This window comes from Flavobacterium sp. GL_143 (assembly GCF_057834355.1).
This window is the reverse complement of sequence record NZ_CM174401.1, coordinates 3,488,639-3,511,033: the sequence shown is the minus strand read 5'-3', so window position 1 is coordinate 3,511,033 and position 22,395 is coordinate 3,488,639. Positions and strand designations below refer to the sequence as shown.

The window sequence follows — 22,395 nt, the reverse complement described above, 5'->3', positions numbered from 1 at the left end:
TATTCTGAATATCATTTATATTTACTATTCGTTAACTAATGGTTACTAGTTACTTTAAAGAAACTATTATGGCAAAAATTAAAAGAGATGGTGTTTTGCGTGAAGCAAATTGTACAGAGGAACTACTTGCAATGCGAGATAGTCTGGACGTTTTGGGAGGAAAATGGAAACTGATGATTCTAAGATTCTTAACAAACAGAACGCATCAAGTTATTCATTTTAAAAAAATGCAACGCGAAATCGAAGGAATCTCTGCTAAAATGTTAAGTAAAGAACTCAAAGACTTAGAACTTAATTTGCTTATTACAAGAGTGGTTCAGGATACTAGACCAATTACTGTTGCTTACTCAGTTACTGAATACGGAAAATCAGTTTTACCCGTTACCGAAACCTTGGTACAATGGGGATTAAACCATCGTGAAAAGATTATTGAATCGATTTAATTAGTTAAGTCTAGCGTTTTGATAACTACAATAATCAGGATTCCCATTAATGCCATTCCGAATAAATAATCGGCTATTGTTTCTAATTTTCTCTCCAATTTTTCTTTTAATGTCTTAATCGATAAAAAGGAAAAGAAGCAGGAAAAAATAAGAAATATTGCTATGATCGATGTGAACTCGTCTATATAAGTCGTTTCTGATTTATCAGTGATATGCAAAGACGTTATAACAATCAGGCAAAAACCCAAAAGATTTGCCGATGTGTTTAATATGTGTTGTGAGGTTTTATTAGCCATATCGTAATCATTTTTATTACAAAATTATAAAGCTACATTTTTATTATGAAGAAGGAGCAATTGTTAATTGATAATTATTAATTGTTAATTACTGACGCTCAAGATGGTATAAAATTGGACCAAAGGTTCTCTGTAGAGACGCACCGCAGTGCGTCTACCCAATAAGAGTTAATACGTAAAATAACCTACTTCGAAAGCGGAGACTAAGCCCCGTACGCCCTTCTCCCGAAGTTTCGGGACGCTCAGGGTGACATGCGGTTAGTTTATGGTGTAACATCTTTACTTCTTAACTCACAAGAAACTCAACAAAGATTGTCGAGCTACTCGTGGAGATTGCTTCGCCAGTTCGCTATCGCTCGTGTCTTCCTTCGTCAGGAAGACAAGTTTGGGGGTTAGTTTATGTGTAAACCTATATTGCGTAGACGCACTGCGATGCGTCTCTACAGAAAACCTTTGCGACACTAAACCTTTGTTTCTCAAAACTCTGAACCTTTGAACCTCAGAACCTTTGAACCTCCTCTAACCCATCTCCCCCGCAATCATTTTCCCATTAAAAAACACGCCTTCTCTTTTTGGCAAACGGGCAACTGCTTCGGCTGAACAACTTGCTTTTACCAGAATAAAATTAGCATCATTTCCTACTGCTGGCCATACTCTGGCTCCTGCGTCGTTAAGAGGTAATATCTCGTTTGTAGTGGCAATATGTAAGGCACGACTTAGGCTATATTCGTCTGTCCAACCATATAGTTGTGCACATAATTTTGCTTTTTCGAGCATATCACAAGTCCCAAAAGGCATCCAGTGATCTACGATACTATCTGTACCTGTCATTAATTTTACACCATACTTTTTTAAAGTCGGAATTGGCATAATTGTTCTTCCGATAGGAATTGTAGAAACAACTCCTATACCAAGTGCTCCCATTTGTTCAGCTACTTTTTCCAGATCTTTGGGTTCCATTTTTGCAAGAGCAAAACCATGGCTTATATATGTTTTTCCTTGTAGTTGTTTGTTTTCTTCGGTTCTTTTAATAATATACTCTATAGCGGCTTGCCCTGATGGAAGTCCTTCGTGCAAATGAATATCTATGCCTTTATTGGTATCTATTGCAATTTGAAACATGGTATCCAGCGATTTTTCCATATTGCCATCTACACTTGTTGGGTCTAATCCGCCAATAAAATCTACTCCCATTGCTGCCGCTTCTCGTAATAACGGTTCTGATTGTGAGTATAAAATTCCGTGTTGCGGAAAAGCTACAATTTCCCACCCAAAACTATCTTTGTTATTATCTAATGCTGCAAGCAAATGTTCTAAACTTTTAAGTCCGCTAACAGGATCAATATTGCATTGACAACGGGCAAAATAACTCCCTTGGCTTTGCATTAGTTTTATTGCTTCTTCTGCTTTATGCTGAGAATCTGTAAGCAATTGTGGTATTATCTTTTGCTCCAGCGTTATCATATCTTTTACGGTATATCCTTTTCTTGGCGCAGCATTCCAGTTTCCTCCGTAATAGGTTTTATCAATATGAATATGCATATCACGTAATCCCGGAAGCATCAGAAGTCCTTTGGCATCGACCGTTTTTAATTTTGTAACTGGTTTGCCCGTAGTAATATTTTTTATTTTACCATCGCCAATATGTAAATTATATAAACCCGTTTTGGTGGCTACTACTTCGTTTTTATCGTTGTATTCAAAACTTTCTTCTAGTCTTACATTAACTAAAATATATTCTTTTAAAGCTGCATTTTTTTTATCCTCAGCTTCTGTTTTTGTCATTGCTGTAGCACCAATTCCAGAAAACAATGCAGCTCCTGTTACAGCAGCTCCAAGTCCTAAGAATTTTTTTCGGCTTATTATATTCTCTTCCATAAATTATATTTTATTTTGCTCCGGCTTGTTGTAGTATTTTAATCATTTCTGTATAACCTAATTTCTTAGCATGTCCTAATGGTGTTACGCCGTACTTATCGCCAATATTTACATTACAACCACCATCTATTAAAGCTTTTACGATATTTACATGCACTGGCCCACCATCGCTAAGTAAAACTGCTTCTAACAATGCTGTCCATTTTAAATTATTGATATGGTCTATAGGAAAGTTTGGTGTATTTACTAAAAGTTTTACCACCTCTAGATGTCCTTTTTCTGCTGCTGGAATAAGTGCTGAACCTCCATAACGATTATATACTCTGAAATTTGCCCCGTGTTGTAAAGCTAGTTTTACGACTTCAAGATTTCCTTCTGCACCAGCGTATAAAAACGGACTATTTAGCATATTATCTTGCGCATTTACATCGGCACCTGCTTCAATTAATAATTTTGCTATTTCGTTATTATTGTCATAAACAGCTCTCATCAAAGGTGTTTCTCCTTCTTTGTTTTTTATTTCTAATGAGGGTTTCTCTTTTAAAAGTGTAGTTACACTAACAACATCTCTGGTTTCGACTGCTTCAAAAAGTGTTTTACTATTCATTTTTTCTGTTTTTATATCTGCTTGTTTAGAAGAACATCCGGCTAATAGTAGGACATTCAAAACTAAACAGTATAGCAAATTGCGTCTGTTTTGTATTTTTTCCATATTTTTTTTAAATCATAATTGCTTCTGCAAACAATAATTATTTATCATTTACAAAAATCGCTTAGAATTTTAAACAGCAATGGTATTTTTAATGAGAAGGATGGTAAAGATTATAACTTTCTTTAAAATCGCCTGGTGTTTTCCCAGCATATTTCTTAAATACTTTACTAAAATAGCCATTATCATTAAAGCCTAATTGATACGCTATTTCTTTTATTGATAAGTCGGTGCTTGTAAGCAATCGTTTGGCTTCGAGAATTGTTCGCTCTTTTATTACATCACTGGCTGATGTTTTTAAGAACTTTTGGGAAAGGATATTAAGATAGTTTGGTGTAATGTTGAGTTTATTGGCATAAAAATTTACTGAGGTTTCTGTTTGAAAATTTTTATCGATTAGTGTATTGAAGTTTTTTATTACTTTTTCTGGTCTTGCCGAAAAACTATATTCTGGAAATTGTTTGAGATAGTCTTTTTGCAATAGCTTAAATAATAAATGCAATCGAAGTAAAACTGTTTCTTTTGTAAGCAAATCATTTTGAGGTAATGCAATTTCTATTTCATGCAAATGCTTTTTAAATTCTTGAAATTCTTCTTGAGTTAAAGAAAGACAAGATGGAACGCTTTGCTCAAAAAATGGAAGTTGTGATAAATTTGAAAAAATAGTTATTATCTCTGATGATACCATAAGCTGGAATCCTGTTGTATTTACATTAAGCGACCAATTATGTACTTGCCCTGGTCGTATAAAATATACCTGATTATCGGCTACTGTATGTTGTGTAAAATCTATGCTATGAAATCCTGAACCTTTCTCTACAAAGAACACCATATAAAAATCATGTTTATGTGGTTGCTCGAATGCATTACGTCCTTTTACACTATGCTGAAATAGTGTAATACCCAAAGTTTCTTCGCCAAGTATATTGCCTACTGATAAAGTGGGAATAGGAAATTTGTTCAAGTGTATGGTATATTAGTTATGTATTTTCAAAAATATATAAATAAAGTTATAAAGCCCCACTATCAGTGCTTTTTTCTGAGATTAGCTATTTTACCGTTATTAATTATGAGTACTTACTACTTTTAATCTATTATCCAAAAACTTAAGCAAATAATTATATATACATCAAAGAACTCTATTTTTTTTTATCTAATTCATGTAAATATCTGTAAATCAGTATTATACATATAAATATCACAAGAAACATGTCGAAATAAATAAAAAAACAACTACATTTGATTCACTACCACACTGATACTTAACTATTTAAAATAGTATCATCCTCTAAAAACATTTTCTTCAAAATTTCCCCCATCTATTTTAGAAATAAAATCTAACCATTTAATAACTACTACAATGAAAGAAACATTATTAAAAAATTTAGAAAAAACAAGAGGTAATGATATTTTCCCCTCCTTAGAATTAAAAGAAGAAATTGTCAATGCTTTTTTTCCAGAAAGCACTTCTTCTCTTACCCAAAATTTATCTAATGTAACTGGTGCTTTTTATGGCTTGTTATTAAAAGATATTGGAGAAACTTATGGTTATGATAAAATGGACAACCATTCGAAAAGATTATTCTACGAATTAGGAAAATTAAAAACAATACAGACATTTGGTGTACATCCCAAATTAGAGAAAGATACGAGAGCATTTGCTGCTGTAGTAATTTATGCGCTATACAACTCTAGTCCTGAGTATAACTTTAAAATAATAAAATACACTCCTAATAACACTATTATTGAACTAACGGGAGTTGATCGGTATTTAAGAATATTGACTGAATTAGGTATAGAAAAACATATAACTATCCCAACTCTTTTACCATTTGTAGAAGGGATTAAAGAGATTGTAAATATCAATTGTGAAATAGAATATACTTTTGAAATAACCGATCAAAATTTCAACATTAAATCTGTGTATAACATCAAACAATTATAATATCATGATACCTAAGCCCCAAAAAAACATAGCTGAATTAATAGGCGAAACGCCTCCTTATTTGTTTGAAAATGCAGATAAAATTATATTCAACCAAAGTGATACTGAAATTCCACTTTACAAATCATTTCAATCTTTTGACAAGGAAAATTTCACCGATCTTCTTAAAGTCCTCTCCACATTGGGAAGTCTAAATTTAGCCACTAAATTGAATTCAAATGAGAAGAATTATTTTCTTGGTGAAAAAGTAAGGATAAGAAAAATTTCCTATAACCAGCCATCGGGATCATTAAGTGCCAAAATAACATCTCAATTAGAAAACATTCAAAAAGGAAGGGCTTTAATAGAAGTTGTAGATGAAAAGACTAAAATATTTCAAATGGAAATTGATTATTTCATCATAGATGAACCATCATTTAAGAAAATATTTGATTCTCATTATTCTGCAGGAGAGAACAATCCTCTTACAACCGTATTACCTAATTCTTCTTTTGAATATGTGAATGATGATGAGTTTAACATAAGTATTGACGTATTTACCCGAAATCACTGTTCTGGACATTTTAATAATTATGAAATTGTTCCTGCTGTATTTATGGGTAAATGTATCCTGAAAAACATTTTTAAAACACATCCTGATAGTAATACGGAAATAGAAAATATGGAAATATTTTTAAACAGAGCGATGCCTGTAAACACAGCATTTAAAGTGAACATAAAAACGCAAAATTTGTCAAAGAGTTTAAAAAAATATAAATGTACTGTAAGTGATTCCAATAACGAATACGGGCATTATTTCATTACGTTAAAAAATTTATTTTTAAACTAAAGAAAAGAGGTTTAACTTTAAACAAAGCTAAACCTCTTTATGGCTAAATAAATTCATTTTTTGACAATCTTTTATTCAACATCAATATTACTTATTATTAAAATTTATTATAAACTCGGAGCGTCTGTTTAGTTGATGCTCTTTGTCTGTGCATTTTACTCCATCGCTACATTTATTAATTAATTGACTTTCTCCATATCCTTTACCAGTTACTCTATTTGGTCTGGCTCCTTTATTTAGGAGATAATCTACTGTTGCTTTGGCTCTTCTTTCGGATAATTTAAGGTTATACTCGTTGTCTCCTCGACTATCGGTATGGGATCTAATATCAACTGTTATTGTTGGATAATCTTTTAGAACTTGTACAATCTTATTCAACTCTTTTTCGGAAACAGGTTTTATTCTTGTATCATCAAAATCAAAATAAATTGGTTTTAATCCTAACTTTTTTGTTAGATCTGATCCGTCTGTAATCGATTTGTTATCTTCGGTTGTAAGCTCACTCGCATTAGGATCTGTATCAAGATATTTATTGATTTCAATCATTTGATTTTCGTTCTTTTGAACAATCTTCAAATTTTCTTTTCCTTGCAGATAGCCCACTTTATCATACGTTAGGTGATAATCTCCCGGAGGAACTTTTATAAGATATTCTCCTGCATTATCGGTATAATAATCATCTATCTTTTTTTGATTGGAATCAAACAATGAGATTTTAGTTTTTGGTAATAATTCGCTATATTTTTTATCATATACTTTTCCAAAAACAAGAACATCATACTTTATTTTTAGAGGTTCTAGCTCTACAAAACTATAAATTTGGTCATCGCCTGTTCTGTTAGAAGCAAAATATCCTTTGCGTGTTTGCGGATTAATTATAAGTCCAAAATCATCTCCGGGCGAGTTAATTGGTTTCCCTACATTTACGACTTTGTAGGTGGTATTATCTCCGTTTTTAATTGCTTCGAAAACATCTAAACCTCCTAGTCCCGAATGTCCATCGGAAGCAAAATAAAACTCTCCTGTTATGGATATTGTAGGGAATGTTTCTCTACCAATGGTATTAATCGACGGTCCCATATTTTTGACTTCTCCAAATGTACCATCCTGATTTATTGCTACTTCATACAAATCTGTCTGACCAACTGTTCCCGGTCTGTCTGATGCAAAAATCAAACTCTTACCGTCTAGTCTTAATGCTGGATGTGCATTTGAAAAGGATTCGTTATTAAAAGGTAAATCTTCGATATTGGTCCACTTATCATTTACAAGTGTTGCTCTGTAAATCCTTAATCGGTTAGTTTTTGTATCATCTACTCCATATTTATTACCTAAAAAGTTACTTCGGGTAAAATACATTTGGGTACCATCTTTGGTAAATGCTGGTGTAGATTGATGAAAAACTGAATTTACTTTTCCATTCAGCTTTTTAGCATCAGCCAAGTCACCATCAGCAGTAATTGTAGCTTCATAGAGTTTAAAGAATGGTTTTTTATTCCATCTGTCTTTCATTCTCTCTACCACATTTGTATCTCTGGCTGACGTGAAAACTACCTGATTTTCTTTGTAAAATGTAGCTCCATAGTCTGGCATCTTCGAATTGATACTAACCGGTTTTATCGTATAACGATTGGATTGCCTCTCGACTTCTTTTAGATAATCGGTTCCGGAATTAATAGCTTCTTTTCCTGACTTGCTATTAAGTTCTTTTATGATTTTTGAAGCTTCATCAAATTGCCCATCTGACTTGAGACATTGCGCATAGCGAAACAGTTGCTCATCGGTAAACTTATAATTATCTTTTAATTTACCTATCTGATTATAAGACTTTAAAGCATTTTTGTAATCTCCGTTAAAGTAATAAGAATCTCCTAATTTTGCATAGATTCCCGAAGAGCCAAATTCTTTCTCTACCAGCTTATCATATAAATCGCTTGAACTTACGTATGCATAAGCTTGTTTATCGTATTCTTTTTCTGCTTTATCAACTAATTTAGTCTGCGAATGCATACTAAATAAGCCAAATAATGCTATCCAAAGTAGAAAATGTTTTTTCATAAGTATTTTTTTAATCATTAATTAAAAGAATCTTGGATTTATCATTCGTTTATTTGACTTATTGAAAAGATCAAACCTTAAGAAAATTTCGTGTGAACCTGAGTTATAATTTCCCAGATTTGTAGTTTCATAATCATACGCATACCCAATTTGTATCCCATCGGTAATCTGGAAACCTGCCAAACCACTCACGCTGGAATCTATACGATAGGCTAATCCTAGGGTTAGTTTATTACTAATTAAGAAATTAGCAGATACATCTACAGCTATTGGAGCTCCCTTTACTACTTTTACCAAAACTGCTGGCTTGAATCTTAAATTGGGGCTAAAATCAAAAACATATCCTGCAATACCATAATAATGAGCATTTGTTGTATAAACTGTTGAAGCTACATCATCATAATAATCTGTTTTTAATAATTTAGGAACTGATACTCCTATATACCAATTGTAGGTATGCATATAGAATCCCGCTCCTACATTTGGCAGGAACTTAGATTCTTTTCCGTTTAAATAGGGATCTGGATTTTGAATAGTTAATTTATTATAATCAACTACATAATTATCAAACCCTCCTGAAATACCAAAAGAGAATCTTAAGTCGTTATTACCTATAATTGTATAGGCATAATTAACCATTACTCCTGTATTATTTGTTGGCCCTATCTCGTCACTAACCACATTTAATCCAATACCGTTGGCATGGTACCCTAATGGACTTTGTATTGAAAAGTTCATTGTTTTTGGCGCACCGTCTAAACCAACCCATTGTGTTCTATATAATCCCATTGCACTTACTACTTCCCTTGATCCTGTATAACCGGGATTAAAAGCCATAGTGTTGTACATATATTGCGTATACTGCGATTCTTGTTGTGCCGAAGCATTAAAAACTCCCAATAACAATATTGCTACTATGTAAAATATCTTTTCCATTAGTTTATTTTATTGGTTATTGATATATAAATATCCTGAACTTTCGATACCATCTCTACCATTACTGTATTTTAATACATAGAAATAGGTTCCTGTTGGAAGTTTTGCTCCTTTGTTTACCGTTACGCGCCCATCTGAATATCCTGTGAACATATTATCGCTCTCGTTATATGATCTTGCATCATATACTTTTACTCCCCAGCGATTGTATATCTCCACTCTATTATCTGGATACTTGTTAATCCCTTCTATAAGGAAACTATCATTAATACCATCTCCATTTGGTGATATTGCGTTATTTACAACGATATCAAGGTTAGGATTAATGTCTGGTTTGTTAACTATGGCGATTGTAAAAATTCCATAGCCTCTTACTTGTGAAGTAACTAGTTTTGAATAACTTCCACTAATATTCGGATTGCTTGTAATACCGCCTTCATCTACCCATTTTGCCAAAGCTGTATCCCAACGTACTATAGATAATTTTTTATTGGGATCTGTTACAAAAAAGGCAGCAGGTGTTGTAGCTGGATCTAATGAAAGACTTAAAACAATCTTTTCGCTTCCTAAGTCTTGGGTTGTATTCCAATACTCTACCTCATCAATAGTTAGAATAATATCTTCTTTACTTGTATATGGACGGGTGCTTCCTGCATTATCGAGAAAATATTGGGTTACATAAATATTATTTGCATCTGTACCTACACCATGAAATGAGGGTCTGAAAAACAAATCGTCTCCAACTGGAAACTCAAACAATGCAACTCCTCTTTTTTCTACTTGTCCATCTACAAAGCTCAAATTACTAACATCTATGTGAGTCGCTTTTTCTTTGAAAATTACTTTACCATTATAAGTAGCAGCATCGACAATTCCGCTTTTAAAATCCACCTGCTTCCCTACAGAAATTTTGGTATACAAATGAAAAGGAACTAATGAGGATAGATTATCAAAGACTATATTCTGGAAATCTGAAACTGACCTGCCATCAATATTTTGCGCAGTTGTGCCTGTAAAAAAGGTTGTTCCGTTATTAGCTTCTGTATATCTGACTATTCCGTCATTATTAAAATCTGAATAAACGATGAAATTTCCATCATTTAAAACATTACCCGATATACTATTATTAAAGTCTGATACTGTAGCAAACTGTGTATTAGGCATAATCGTTAGTACTCCCGAATTTGCTGTTTGTGCACCAAGCCTACTTATAAAAAACATCGATATAATAATAGCTTTTATATAAAATTTAATCATATCATTTTATTTAAAGTGTTATCCCTAATTCATGACAAATTGTGTCTTAATTAAAACATTAGAGTTATTAAAACACCTCGATTATCTTATTTATAAAAGAGGTGTTTTTTCTACTTTTATCCTTGATTAAGGAATAACATAGTCTACATCGATATTATCTTGCACATACCCGATAGCCCATGCCATTGAATTAGCATAAAAAATACTATTATAAACTGTTGTACCTCCATTATATGGTTTAGAAAGTGGTAGCCCGGTTGTTGTAATTTTTGCAGGATAATCCGTTGTAGAAGTATTTGTACTTGATGTACCTGTAAGTAAACCTCCATCTCCACAATATACATATCCTAATGTATTGTGTCTAAATGTTGTTACCCTGGCAGGAAGTCCGCTTATTGTTGCCAAACTTATAGTGTTTGCTGGTAGTGTCATAGAATATGAGTTGTTATTATCACCACCTATAGCAAGCCCTTGTATGTTCCCGAAAGGACCATTTAAGATTGGATCAGCAATACTTGCCAACGGATTTATGTAAGTACAATTATTTCTATTAACATCTGCTGCAGTTATTGTAGAACCACAAATTTGATTAACTAAAGTTGCTATACCAGTATTACCATTTTCTTGTGCCTGAATTAATACTCCTTTTTTGTTTTTAACAAAATCTGTCAAAATATTTAAAGTTGTCGCATCTGTCGTGTTATAATTATATCCTAAAACTATGATATCAATTTTATTGTTATTGATTAAGTTTCTTAATGTAGTTCCTGTATTAGTTCCTCCATTAACAATCTTAATTCCATCTACCTGTACTGTACCTGTAGGTCCAAAGTTTGCTAATGAAGCTAATACTGCTCTGGATGCATAAGCCCCACCTGTACCTGGCTGATAAATACCATCTCCTAATCCTAAAACGTTCATTAAACGAATAACGAATGATACGCTTTTGTTACAAGGAGTAGCTGCATTGGTACTATTTGCTGTAATGGCAAATGGATAGTTACCTCCTGATGTTGGTGTACCTGTGGCTGTCATTACCACACTTTGTAATCCTGTCGTTGCAAATGTTCCCGTTGCTGAGAAGCTAATACCATTAACTGTATTTGTTGTAATGGTGTATGCTCCAACATAGGTTACTGTTACAGGAATTGTCATAGTATTTGTTGCATCCATGGCTACTCCTGGTGCATAAGTACCTGCTACTGCTATTCCTCCACAATTTGTTACGTAGGTAACAGGCTGTGAAGCTAAATTTACATTTAATGAACAAGTTCCTACTGTACCTGGAGTTCCCGTAACTGTAAAGGCTATTGCTCCTGATCCTGTTGGTGTTCCTGAACCACTTAAAGTTACATTTTGAGGTCCTAAAACTGATAAATTAATCAGTCCTGATGTAAATGTAATTCCGCTAGCTGTGGTAGTACTTATTGTTGTTTGACCTGTTGCGGTTACATTAATTGGTAAAGTGATTGTATTAGCAGCAATTAAAGGGATATTTTGCATATAAGTTCCATTTTGTGTTGCCGTTGTACAATCCATTGTATAAGCTACTGGAGCAACAGTAACTGGGATACCTGAACAAGCACCTGTTCCAGGTGTTAAAGCATTGGAAGAAAGATTAAAACTATTTGTTCCTGATGCTGTAGGGGTTCCTGTTCCTAATAAATTAACTGTTTGAGTACCTAATGTAGTATAGGTACCTGTTGCGCTAAATGAATATCCATTTACCGTATTGGTACTCATACTCCAAAAACCAAGATTGGTTACATTTACTTCTACAGATAACTTATTTGCAACAGTAAGAGGAATTCCGATATTATAGGTGCCTTGAGGTACTATATTTGCACAATTTAATACAAAATCAACATTGGCTTTTTCTACATAAACGTGAGGCACACATGAAACTGGTACTCCATTTAATGAAATAGTAAGTGCATCTCCCGGATCGCCTACTGTAAAACCATTATTTGGTGTACCTGTACCTGGCAAATTCAAAACATAAGAACCTGCACTAGGAAAAGTTCCGCTAGTTGTAAAATAATACCCATTACTATTTGTTGCTGATATAGTGTAGGTTCCTGGTTGAATTGCTGTAACTGGAACTGTCAAATAATTTGCCAGTGTTAAAGCTACCCCTTGTTTATAGGCACCATTACCAAGTATTTGAAGACATTCGTCTGCCGAAATTCCAAATACTGCTGGCGGAGGCGTACCACAAATACTTAACCATACTCCTTGTATCTGACTCCAATAATCAAAACATCCGGTTGTTGTATTAAATATTAATAATCCATCGGTTAAGTTAGCAACAGCAATTCCATCACGTTGTGCTGTAGTTAATCTTGAAGTTAACATTCCTTTGTTGTTACTTTCTAATTCAAACAATGCTCCGGGAAAGGCTTTGGTTGCCCCGGTACTTATTGTACCGTCCTTTAATTTTGTATTATCCGTTTGTGCAAAAACTGAGCAAAAACTGAGCAAACTAAATAATGTTGCTAGGATAATTTTTTGCGTTTTATATATATATTTCATAATCTTATTTTTTAGTCTAGAATAATATTAGTTGATACTTACGCTTTTTGTACTGAATACTAAAAAGCTGATAAGAACTTTTATCATTTTTTCTCTAGTATTAGTTTTTCTAATTTTTCCAAACGTTGATTCATCGATTCTGAAGCTAATTTCAATTCTTTAATTTCTTTGTCTTTTGCTTCAATTTCTTTGTTTTGCTCGATTATATGAAGGTATATCTCTTCTGTTTTTTCTAATAACTGAATTGATAACTCCGACATATTAAATGAATACCCTTCTTTGGTTTTTTCTAACTCTGTAATTGGAGTTATCCCTGGAAGGTGTTTGTTCTTTTTGATATAATCCTCTACCTCTGATAAACGTTTGAATTTATAATCGGCTTTGATTTCAGAAAAACCTTTAAAATAATCTTCGAATACATAATCCGCATAGTAACTATTGATTGTTGTAATAGCACCATTTACTCTCAATTTTTCATTAGTTGCTGCAGATGGTGTTGTGTATCCAATTCCTACCCATCCGTTTGTATAAATATTTTCGGTATTTAATGTCGCTCCAACATTTGTTGTAGAACTAAACCAAGGCTCTTTTACAGCAGCACTCAAATCTATAGGGTTTACTGTTCCGTGTTCATCAGTAAAATCTAAAGTACCTGTTGCAAGATTTACTTGTAATGTTGTTAATGTTTGCGCATCTCCAACTAAATCTGTCAATTTAAAATCAGAAGAATTTCCTTCTTCATCTTGATAAATCAATGACTGAGTTGTACCATCATAACTCAATGAAGTTAATGTTTCTACTCCTTTAACTAAAACGGATAAATCTATTCCATTAGGAGTACCTACCTCATCTGTATAAGTCAATGTGTGTAAATCCTTAACATTCCCAAATTCATCTGTAACTTGTGTCACAACATCTGTTAATGATGTTAGCGTTTCTTTAATATCTACTGGAGTTCCCGCAGCTTCATTTGTATAAGTTGCAATGGTATTTCCTGTAGTTACTATTGGAGTTATTACTGTTACTGTTTCGTTGGCTTTAATAATAGCGTTATCAACAAAAGCTCCACCATCTGCTCCAACTGTTACAATATTACCAGCATCGGCACTTACAACTTGCGAAGTAACTGCTGTACCGGCTTCATTTGTATAGGTTATTGCTCCTGTAGTTAAATTTTGAGATTCTGTGGTCAATGTTTCCTCTGCTTTAATAACTGTTGATAGCTCTGTTTTAAAAGCTGGATCGTTAAGAATCGTAGAAGAATTAGCAATTACATCGCCTACAACATCTATTGTTGTAGCTGTAGTATTCTCACTGGTATAAACATATTTACCATTATTAGCAGCATCTTTTGTTAATGTGGTCAATGTTTCCTCTGCTTTAATAACTGTTGTTAGTTCTGTTTTAAAAGCTGGGTCGTTAAGAATTGTAGAAGAATTTGTAATTACATCGCCCACAACATCTATTGTTGTAGCTGTAGTATTCTCACTTGTGTAAACATATTTACCATCATTAGCAGCATCTTTTGTTAATGTTGTCAATGTTTCGTTTGCTTTTACAATGGTACTGATATCTACTAATTGTGGATCACCTGCTGCATCGGTATAACTAAATTGATTTGTTGTAGAATCAAAAGTTACTGCACCAGCTGTTTTTGTTGCAATTTCCTGAATTATTGTGGTTACCGCAGGATTATTAGCAATGGTACTAAAGTTTGTTGTTACATCACCAACAACATCTATGTTTACAGCTGTACCTGCTTCGTTATTATAAGTATAAGAACCTGCTCCATTATTTACAAGAGTAGTTAATGTCTCCTCGGCTTTAATAACATTTGTAAGCTCTGTTTTAAAAGCTGGATCATTAAGAATCGTAGAAGAATTAGCAATTACATCGCCTACAACATCTATTGTTGTAGCTGTAGCATTCTCACTCGTATAAAGATATTTACCATTATTAGCAGCATCTTTATCTAATGTGGTTATTGTTTCCTCAGCTTTAATAACTGTTGTTAGCTCTGTTTTAAAAGCTGGATCGTTAAGAATTGTAGAAGAATTTGTAATTACATCACCCACAACATCTATTGTTGTAGCTGTAGTATTCTCACTTGTGTAAACGTATTTACCATCATTAGCAGCATCTTTTGTTAATGTCGTTAATGTTTCGTTTGCTTTTACAATGGTACTGATATCCACCACTTGCGGATTACCTGCAGCATCGGTATAACTAAATTGATTTGTTGTAGAATCAAAAGTTACTGCACCAGCTGTTTTTGTTGCAATTTCCTGAATAATAGTTGTTACCGCAGGATTATTGGCAATTGTGCTAAAGTTTGTTGTTACATCACCAACAACATCAATATTTACAGCTGTACCTGCTTCATTATTATAGGTATAAGAACCTGCTCCATTATTTACAAGAGTTGTTAATGTCTCCTCGGCTTTAATAACATTTGTAAGCTCTGTTTTAAAAGCTGGATCGTTAAGAATCGTAGAAGAATTAGCAATTACATCGCCTACAACATCTATTGTTGTAGCTGTAGTATTCTCACTTGTATAAACATATTTACCATCATTAGCAGCATCTTTTGTTAATGTGGTTAAGGTTTCGTTTGCTTTTACAATAGTGCTAATATCTACCACTTGCGGATTACCTGCGGCATCTGTATAACTAAATTGATTTGTTGTAGAATCAAAAGTTACAGCACCAACTGTTTTTGTTGCAATTTCCTGAATAATAGTTGTTACCGCAGGGTTATTGGCAATTGTACTAAAGTTTGTTGTTACATCACCAACAACATCAATATTTACAGCCGTACCTGCTTCGTTATTATAGGTATAAGAACCTGCGCCATTATTTACAAGAGTCGTTAATGTCTCCTCGGCTTTAATAACATTTGTTAGCTCTGTTTTAAAAGCTGGATCGTTAAGAATCGTAGAAGAATTTGTAATTACATCGCCCACAACATCTATTGTAGTAGCTGTAGTATTCTCACTTGTATAAACGTATTTACCATCATTAGCAGCATCTTTTGTTAATGTTGTCAATGTTTCGTTTGCTTTTACAATAGTGCTAATATCCACCACTTGCGGATTACCTGCGGCATCGGTATAACTAAACTGATTTGTTGTAGAATCAAAAGTTACTGCGCCTTCCGTTTTTGTTGCAATTTCCTGAATAATTGTTGTTACCGCAGGATTATTTGCAATAGTACTAAAGTTTGTTGTTACATCACCAACAACATCAATATTTACAGGCGTTCCTGCCTCGTTATTATAGGTATAAGAACCTCCTCCATTATTTACAAGCGTGGTTAATGTTTCGTTTGCTGCAATAATGTTTGTTAACTCTGTTGTAAAAGTAGGATCATTAAGAATCGTAGAAGCATTACTAATTACATCACCTACAACATCTATTGTTGTGGCTGTAGTATTCTCACTTGTATAAACGTATTTACCATCATTAGCAGCATCTTTTGTTAATGTGGTTAAGGTTTCGTTTGCTTTTACAATTGTGCTAATATCCACCACTTGCGGATTACCTGCGGCATCGGTATAACTAAACTGATTTGTTGTAGAATCAAAAGTTACTGCGCCTTCAGTTTTTGTTGAAATTTCCTGAATAATAGTTGTTACAGCAGGATTATTTGCAATGGTACTAAAGTTTGTTGTTACATCACCAACAACATCAATATTTACAGGCGTTCCTGCTTCGTTATTATAGGTATAAGAACCTCCTCCATTATTTACAAGCGTGGTTAATGTTTCGTTTGCTGCAATAATATTGGTTAGTTCTGTTGTAAAAGTAGGATCACTAAGAATCGTAGAAGCATTTGTAATTACATCGCCTACAACATCTATTGTCGTTCCTGTCGCATTCTCACTCGTATAGAGATATTTACCATTGTTAGCAGGATCTTTATCAAGTGTGGTTAATGTCTCGTTTGCTTTTACAATAGTACTGATATCCACCACTTGCGGATTACCTGCGGCATCGGTATAACTAAACTGATTTGTTGTAGAATCAAAAGTTACTGCACCTACTGTTTTTGTTGCAATATTTTCTATAATCGTAGTTACTGCAGGATTATTGGCAATGGTACTAAAGTTTGTTGTTACATCACCAACAACATCAATATTTACTGGAGTTCCTGCTTCGTTATTATAGGTATAAGAACCTCCTCCGTTATTAACAAGCGTGGTAATTGTTTCCTCGTCTTTAATAACATTGGTTATTTCGGTTTTAAAAGCAGGGTTGTTTAAAATTGTTGAAGAATTTGTAATTACATCACCCACAACATCTATTGTAGTTCCTGTAGCATTTTCACTCGTATAAAGGTATTTACCATCATTAGCAGCATCTTTTGTTAATGTGGTTAATGTTTCATCTGTCTTGATAACATTTGCGAGTTCGGTCGTAAAAATTGGATTGTTTACAATACTTGAAGCATTATTAATTACATCTCCTACAACATCTATTGTGGTGGTTGTAGCATCTTCACTCTTATAAACATATTTACCATCATTAGCAGCATCTTTTGTAAGTGTGGTTAATGTTTCACTTGATTTTACTACTTGAGTAAAGTCAACTGTTTGTGTTACTCCAGACGCATCAACATAAGTAAATTGCTGAGTTGTTGGGTTATAAATAACAGTTCCTGTACTTGGTGCAACTTCATTAGAAATAACTATTCTATTCCATTTGTTATCATACCAATAGTAGTATCCGGCTTTAATGTCTGCAACATTCGCTGTATTAAATACTAATAAACTGTTTTGATTACCATTTGTAATTGTGGTAGCATCCGTAGAACTTGTTAAATTAATTCTTGGGATTAAAATACCTTTGTCACTAGCAACAACTTCTAACTGTGAAGAAGCATTTGGCAATGGTGTTCCGATACCTACCTGTGAGTAAGCCGAATAACTACCTAAGACAAAAAGCAAGGGGAGTAATTTATTCTTCATAAGATTCATTATTGGGGGTTAATAATCTATTTTGAATTTATATTAGAAATAGAGAGACTATCTCTAAAAATATAAGAACTTGAAATTTCGATAAAGTAATAGGTGGTATTCTTCAAAAAAAATATAGTACTTAGAATATGTAGGTTGTTTAAATTCTAAATACAGATTGTCTACAGATATCCCATAGGGAATCCATTTTGGCGTTTAATTAACCTAAGTATTAATTTTGGGTGATGCCAAAAAGACAATATAAATTACAACACTTTAATTGTCTAAGTATTAATTTTGGGTGATGACTAAAGACAATATAAATTACAACACTTTACTTGTCTGAGTATCAATTTTTAGGTGATGACTAAAGACAATGTAAATTACAACACTTTACTTGTCTAAATATTAATCAACAATATATATTATGCTTTTATGTTTTTTCAATATATTTTATAAAATCATCATAAATTGGTAAAGTGATGTATAAACCATTTATGTCTATTTTAATCGTATTGATAAACAAAAGCTTTTTAAATTTTTAACAAAAAAAAATGTTAAAGAGCCTTAAGTGGTATTTCAGTTTTCTTTAACGAAATCTTGTTAAAGTTTCTTTTAACAAAAAACCACACTTAAAATGTAAGTCATTGTAAATAAGAATATTAAAAGTAATAAAAATATAATACAAAATAAAATAATACCTGAATTATTTTTCAACTTAATCTTTTCTTAATATTATAATTGACTCTGTATCTATAAAAAATTCTCAAAAAAAAGCTAAAGCCCCGAATACACAGGGCATTCGGGGCTTTTAATTTTTTAATTTTTGAGTTGAAAACAATTAAAAAAAAACAATTACAACACATTTACAATCAGATAATTGTGTTTTTGTAGTATTTTTTAAGCTAATTAAATCGGATAAACGGCTAAAAACATCGCCAAAGCGTCTTCGTAAATACTCTTTTTAATAAAATTCTTATAAAAAAATAAAAAGTAATTCATTAATAATCAACAGAATTCATTCTACGCATTAAACCCAAAATAGCTAATTATACAACTCAATACTTTTCTGTATGTTTAGCTTAAATGAACCTTATCTGTCTTTGATGATTTAGAGTTAAATTTGAACTTTTATTTTGGTACAACTTTATTTTAGCGTTTCTACATTTCCTGTTCTGGTAAGTACTCCCCAACTCTGGCTTTCTCCTTTTATGGCTCTCCTTAGTGCCTTAAATAAAATGACATACATTAATTGTCGGTAAACAAATCGCTGTGGTATCAACCAGATTAATTTTGTCAATTTTTCTTTCTCAAATATAAAAGCAATAAGGCTTACTAGCATATCTACTAACATGAAAACAAGATAATAAATTCCTATTTTATGCAAACTCTCTATATCGTTATGATTCCAGATTAAACTTAGTATAAGTACTAAATCTGCCAAGGGTGCAAAGACTGGTAATATTATCTGAAAAAGTAATACGTTAGGTAATGCTACCATTCCTAATCCTTTGTATTTAGGATTAAAACATGCATCTCTATTTTTCCAGAAAGCCTGCATTATACCATAGCTCCATCTAAATCTTTGTTTCATAAATTCGTTTAGACTTTCTGGTGCTTCTGTCACTGCTACGGCTTCTATACAATTTATAATGCGGTAATCGCTTCTTAGTATACGAATGGTTAAATCACAATCTTCGGCAAGTGTATCGGTTGTAAATCCTCCTGCTTTCTCGATAGCTTCTTTTCTAAATGCGCCAATTGCTCCTGGAACTACTGTTATTCCATTTATTAAATCGAAGGCTCTTCGGTCAAAATTTTGTGCCGTAGTATATTCGATACTTTGCCATTTAGTAAGCATCGTATTTTCATTTCCTACTTTTACATTTCCTGCAATAGCTCCTATTTCCTGATTGTTTTTTAGCTGCATTCTAAATCCTTTCATCAATTGCGAAATGGCGTCGGTTTTAAGTTGCGTATCGGCATCGATACATACTACAAAATCATTTTTGGTAAGTAAAATTCCGTAGTTTAATGCCGATGCTTTACCTCCATTAGGTTTAGTATGTACTTTTACAATAGTATTATTCTCAAAAGCGTCTTTTACCATTTTAAAAGTACTGTCTTTTGATCCATCATCTACAAAAACAATATCAAAGTCGGGATAATCCTGACGAAGTAAATTTTTGATGGTTTTTACTGCATTTATCTCCTCATTATAAGCTGGTACAATAATACTCACCTTTGGGTAAGAACCTACAATAGAATCATAAGTTGGCGGGTATTTATGGTCTTTCCATTTTTTTATAAATGCCATTACAGCCATGAGTGCAATACGCATGAAGCCAAGAAAAATGGCAACCCAAAATGTGGCAGTTATAAATTGTCCAAACCAATAAGCACAGTCAAAAATAATATTATCCAGCGTTATGTAATCTCCTTTTGCTTTGGGCATAATTTCATCTTTTGTTTTTCCTAACAAATGCGAAACTGTAGTAAACTGAATATTTCTATCTTTAAAATATTTAATTATTCTTGGTAAAGCTTCTACCGTTGCTTGTCTGTTTCCTCCTGCATCGTGTAGCAAAATAATTCCTTTATCGGGATTTGCTTCATATTGTTTTATCGTTCTTGAGTAAATACTATCCGCACTAACACCTATTTCCCAGTCATTAGGATCGATACTTTCTCCTACTGTATAATAATTTTGAATTTTACTTAAAGCAACTGGTCTTAACTCAGCTTCGGTAGTAGGCTCTGCATCTGCATTATAAGGTGCTCTAAAAAGTACGGTGCTTCTTCCTGTTACTGCTTCAATCAATAACCTTGTTGTTTCCATTTCTGCCGAAGCTCTTTCTGGGCTTACCAATGCAATATTAGGATGTGTAAAAGTATGGTTGCCTATCTCGTGTCCTTCATTATAAATTCTTTGCAACAAAGGAATATTGCTTTCTCCCTGCAGTCCTATAACAAAGAAAACTGCTGGTATCTTATCCTTCTTCAGGATATCTAATATTTGGGGTGTATAGGTAGGATCTGGCCCATCATCAAAAGTTAAAACTACTTGTTTATGCACATTTCCAAACTTGCTAATTACATATTTGGTTGGGAATTGTACATAACTTTGTTCTGTAATTATAGACTCAACAGGATCAGTTTCTAGTTTAATTATTCCGGGTTGAGGATCTGTAATTACATCTAGTATTTCTCCATCTCCTATATAATCCGGAGTTTCAAATCTTGTGTTTACGTGTTTGAGTTTTTTAAAATCAAACGGTTTTTCCTGAATGCTTTCATTGGTCAAACTTCGCTGATAAAAACTCCATAATCGTTGGTCTTCACTTCCTAATCTCCACAATGCAGTTCCTGCAACACCGTACTCATCGGCAAATCGTATGGTATTAAAATTTGTGGCTGCATCTGTAAAATAAACTTTATGCTGCTTGCCGTTTCCATCTACGTAACTAAACGAATTATTATAATTATTATCATTAAATTTTATGGTTGCTCCATATTGTTTTGCAAGTGATATTGCTTCGTTATAACTTACTGTTACTCCTTGGCTATTTTGTTGCCAATCGTAACCGTAACCTGCAAAACAAAGTATGATTTTTTCTGAAGGAATATCTTTTACGGTTTCATCCAATACTCTTTCTATCCACTTCTGGCTACTCACATCACCTGGAACACTACCGCCATAATGTTCGTCGTATGCCATTAAAAACATATAGTCATTATACTTGGATAATGCTTTTATATTAAAATCGGTATCGCCAGCCATTATATCCTGTGTAACAAGATATCCTAAAGGATTTAATTTTTGATAGAGTTCTTTCTGGAAGTTTATAATAGGTTCATCACTATTTTCTTTAAACTCTTCAAAATCTATATTGATACCTTGTAATTGGTATTTTTGAAGATTTTTTACAATATCATTAATTAGTCTTTCCCTTTTTACTTTATCATGAAGTATACGATGAATCATATTTCCATCAAATTCGCCTTCGCCTAATGACTCATTAATGTTATTGATTATCGGAATGATTTTTACATGGCTTTTCTTCATAACTTTTAGTGCTGCCGTGTCTATTTCGGTTCGCAATAAATCAGTCTTTGGATCAATAAAAAACCATTCCGGAATAACCATATTAAGCTTATTGATATTCTTCTGTAAGGAGAATAAACTCTGCGGATCCCAATCAACATAAAAAGCAGCTCTAACTTGTTCTATATTTAAAACAGTTGGCTTGGATTTTAGTTTATTGATTTTTCTTTTTTCTCTTAAAAAATAATCAAAGCCTTTATATTTCTTCAATTCTTTGGCACTTAGCTCTACTGGAACAATAGGATTGGACAGACTCTGTTCTGTTTTTACATTACCGCCTAAAAGTGGTAATGGAGGTTTTAATCCTCTTTTTAGGGTAATAAAAAAAATCGGAATCATTAGAATGGCAATAAAAAAAATAAATCTTGTTGACCATTGAAAACTTTTCCAACGGTGCTTAGTGTTGGTCTGAAATACTTGTTTTTTATTGTCCATATATTGTTTTCGTAAAA

The 22,395-nt window shown here is 33.0% G+C and carries 13 protein-coding genes; 3 read left to right on the top strand and 10 right to left on the bottom strand.

What is annotated here, in order from left to right; translation table 11 throughout:
* The first annotated feature begins 68 nt into the window (after window positions 1-68).
* Window positions 69-443, top strand: a complete 375-nt coding sequence (locus tag AC3IPI_RS15075; protein WP_489153741.1) for a winged helix-turn-helix transcriptional regulator — start codon at window positions 69-71, stop codon at window positions 441-443.
* Here the strand turns inward: AC3IPI_RS15075 and AC3IPI_RS15070 are convergent.
* The 4 genes from AC3IPI_RS15070 to AC3IPI_RS15055 form a co-directional block, all read right to left on the bottom strand.
* On the bottom strand, window positions 440-739 hold the full coding sequence (locus AC3IPI_RS15070) for a hypothetical protein (protein ID WP_409416234.1): 300 nt from the start codon (window positions 737-739) through the stop codon (window positions 440-442). The two genes, AC3IPI_RS15075 and AC3IPI_RS15070, sit on opposite strands and share 4 nt — an antisense overlap.
* 519 nt (window positions 740-1,258) lie before the next feature.
* On the bottom strand, window positions 1,259-2,617 hold the full coding sequence (locus tag AC3IPI_RS15065; protein ID WP_489153739.1) for an amidohydrolase: 1,359 nt from the start codon (window positions 2,615-2,617) through the stop codon (window positions 1,259-1,261).
* 10 nt (window positions 2,618-2,627) lie between these two features.
* On the bottom strand, window positions 2,628-3,329 hold the full coding sequence (locus tag AC3IPI_RS15060) for an ankyrin repeat domain-containing protein (RefSeq protein ID WP_489153737.1): 702 nt from the start codon (window positions 3,327-3,329) through the stop codon (window positions 2,628-2,630).
* 88 nt (window positions 3,330-3,417) lie between these two features.
* Window positions 3,418-4,290 carry a helix-turn-helix domain-containing protein gene (locus tag AC3IPI_RS15055; RefSeq protein WP_052259454.1) on the bottom strand — a complete coding sequence of 291 codons (873 nt, stop codon included), beginning with the start codon at window positions 4,288-4,290 and terminating at the stop codon, window positions 3,418-3,420.
* Between the two features lie 396 nt (window positions 4,291-4,686).
* Between AC3IPI_RS15055 and AC3IPI_RS15050 the strand changes: the two genes are divergently transcribed.
* Window positions 4,687-5,271: a hypothetical protein gene (locus tag AC3IPI_RS15050; protein ID WP_039114009.1), complete on the top strand. Its 585-nt coding sequence runs from the start codon at window positions 4,687-4,689 to the stop codon at window positions 5,269-5,271.
* A 4-nt stretch (window positions 5,272-5,275) separates the two neighbouring features.
* Complete coding sequence (locus AC3IPI_RS15045; protein WP_489153734.1) at window positions 5,276-6,100, top strand: hypothetical protein; 825 nt, start codon at window positions 5,276-5,278, stop codon at window positions 6,098-6,100.
* 87 nt (window positions 6,101-6,187) lie between these two features.
* Here the strand turns inward: AC3IPI_RS15045 and AC3IPI_RS15040 are convergent, their stop codons facing one another.
* The 6 genes from AC3IPI_RS15040 to AC3IPI_RS15015 form a co-directional block, all read right to left on the bottom strand.
* On the bottom strand, window positions 6,188-8,158 hold the full coding sequence (locus tag AC3IPI_RS15040) for an OmpA family protein (protein WP_489153732.1): 1,971 nt from the start codon (window positions 8,156-8,158) through the stop codon (window positions 6,188-6,190).
* A 21-nt stretch (window positions 8,159-8,179) separates the two neighbouring features.
* Window positions 8,180-9,094, bottom strand: coding sequence for a PorP/SprF family type IX secretion system membrane protein (locus AC3IPI_RS15035; RefSeq protein WP_039116768.1), 915 nt, complete (start codon window positions 9,092-9,094; stop codon window positions 8,180-8,182).
* 9 nt (window positions 9,095-9,103) lie between these two features.
* Window positions 9,104-10,351, bottom strand: coding sequence for a T9SS type B sorting domain-containing protein (locus tag AC3IPI_RS15030; protein WP_489153729.1), 1,248 nt, complete (start codon window positions 10,349-10,351; stop codon window positions 9,104-9,106).
* 126 nt (window positions 10,352-10,477) lie between these two features.
* Window positions 10,478-12,883, bottom strand: coding sequence for a beta strand repeat-containing protein (locus AC3IPI_RS15025; protein ID WP_323490895.1), 2,406 nt, complete (start codon window positions 12,881-12,883; stop codon window positions 10,478-10,480).
* 83 nt (window positions 12,884-12,966) lie between these two features.
* A complete protein-coding gene (locus AC3IPI_RS15020; protein ID WP_489153726.1) occupies window positions 12,967-17,850 on the bottom strand; it encodes a beta strand repeat-containing protein in 4,884 nt (1,627 codons plus the stop codon).
* A 1,135-nt stretch (window positions 17,851-18,985) separates the two neighbouring features.
* Window positions 18,986-22,378: a trifunctional glycoside hydrolase family 18/polysaccharide deacetylase/glycosyltransferase family 2 protein gene (locus tag AC3IPI_RS15015; protein WP_489153724.1), complete on the bottom strand. Its 3,393-nt coding sequence runs from the start codon at window positions 22,376-22,378 to the stop codon at window positions 18,986-18,988.
* Window positions 22,379-22,395: the final 17 nt, after the last annotated feature.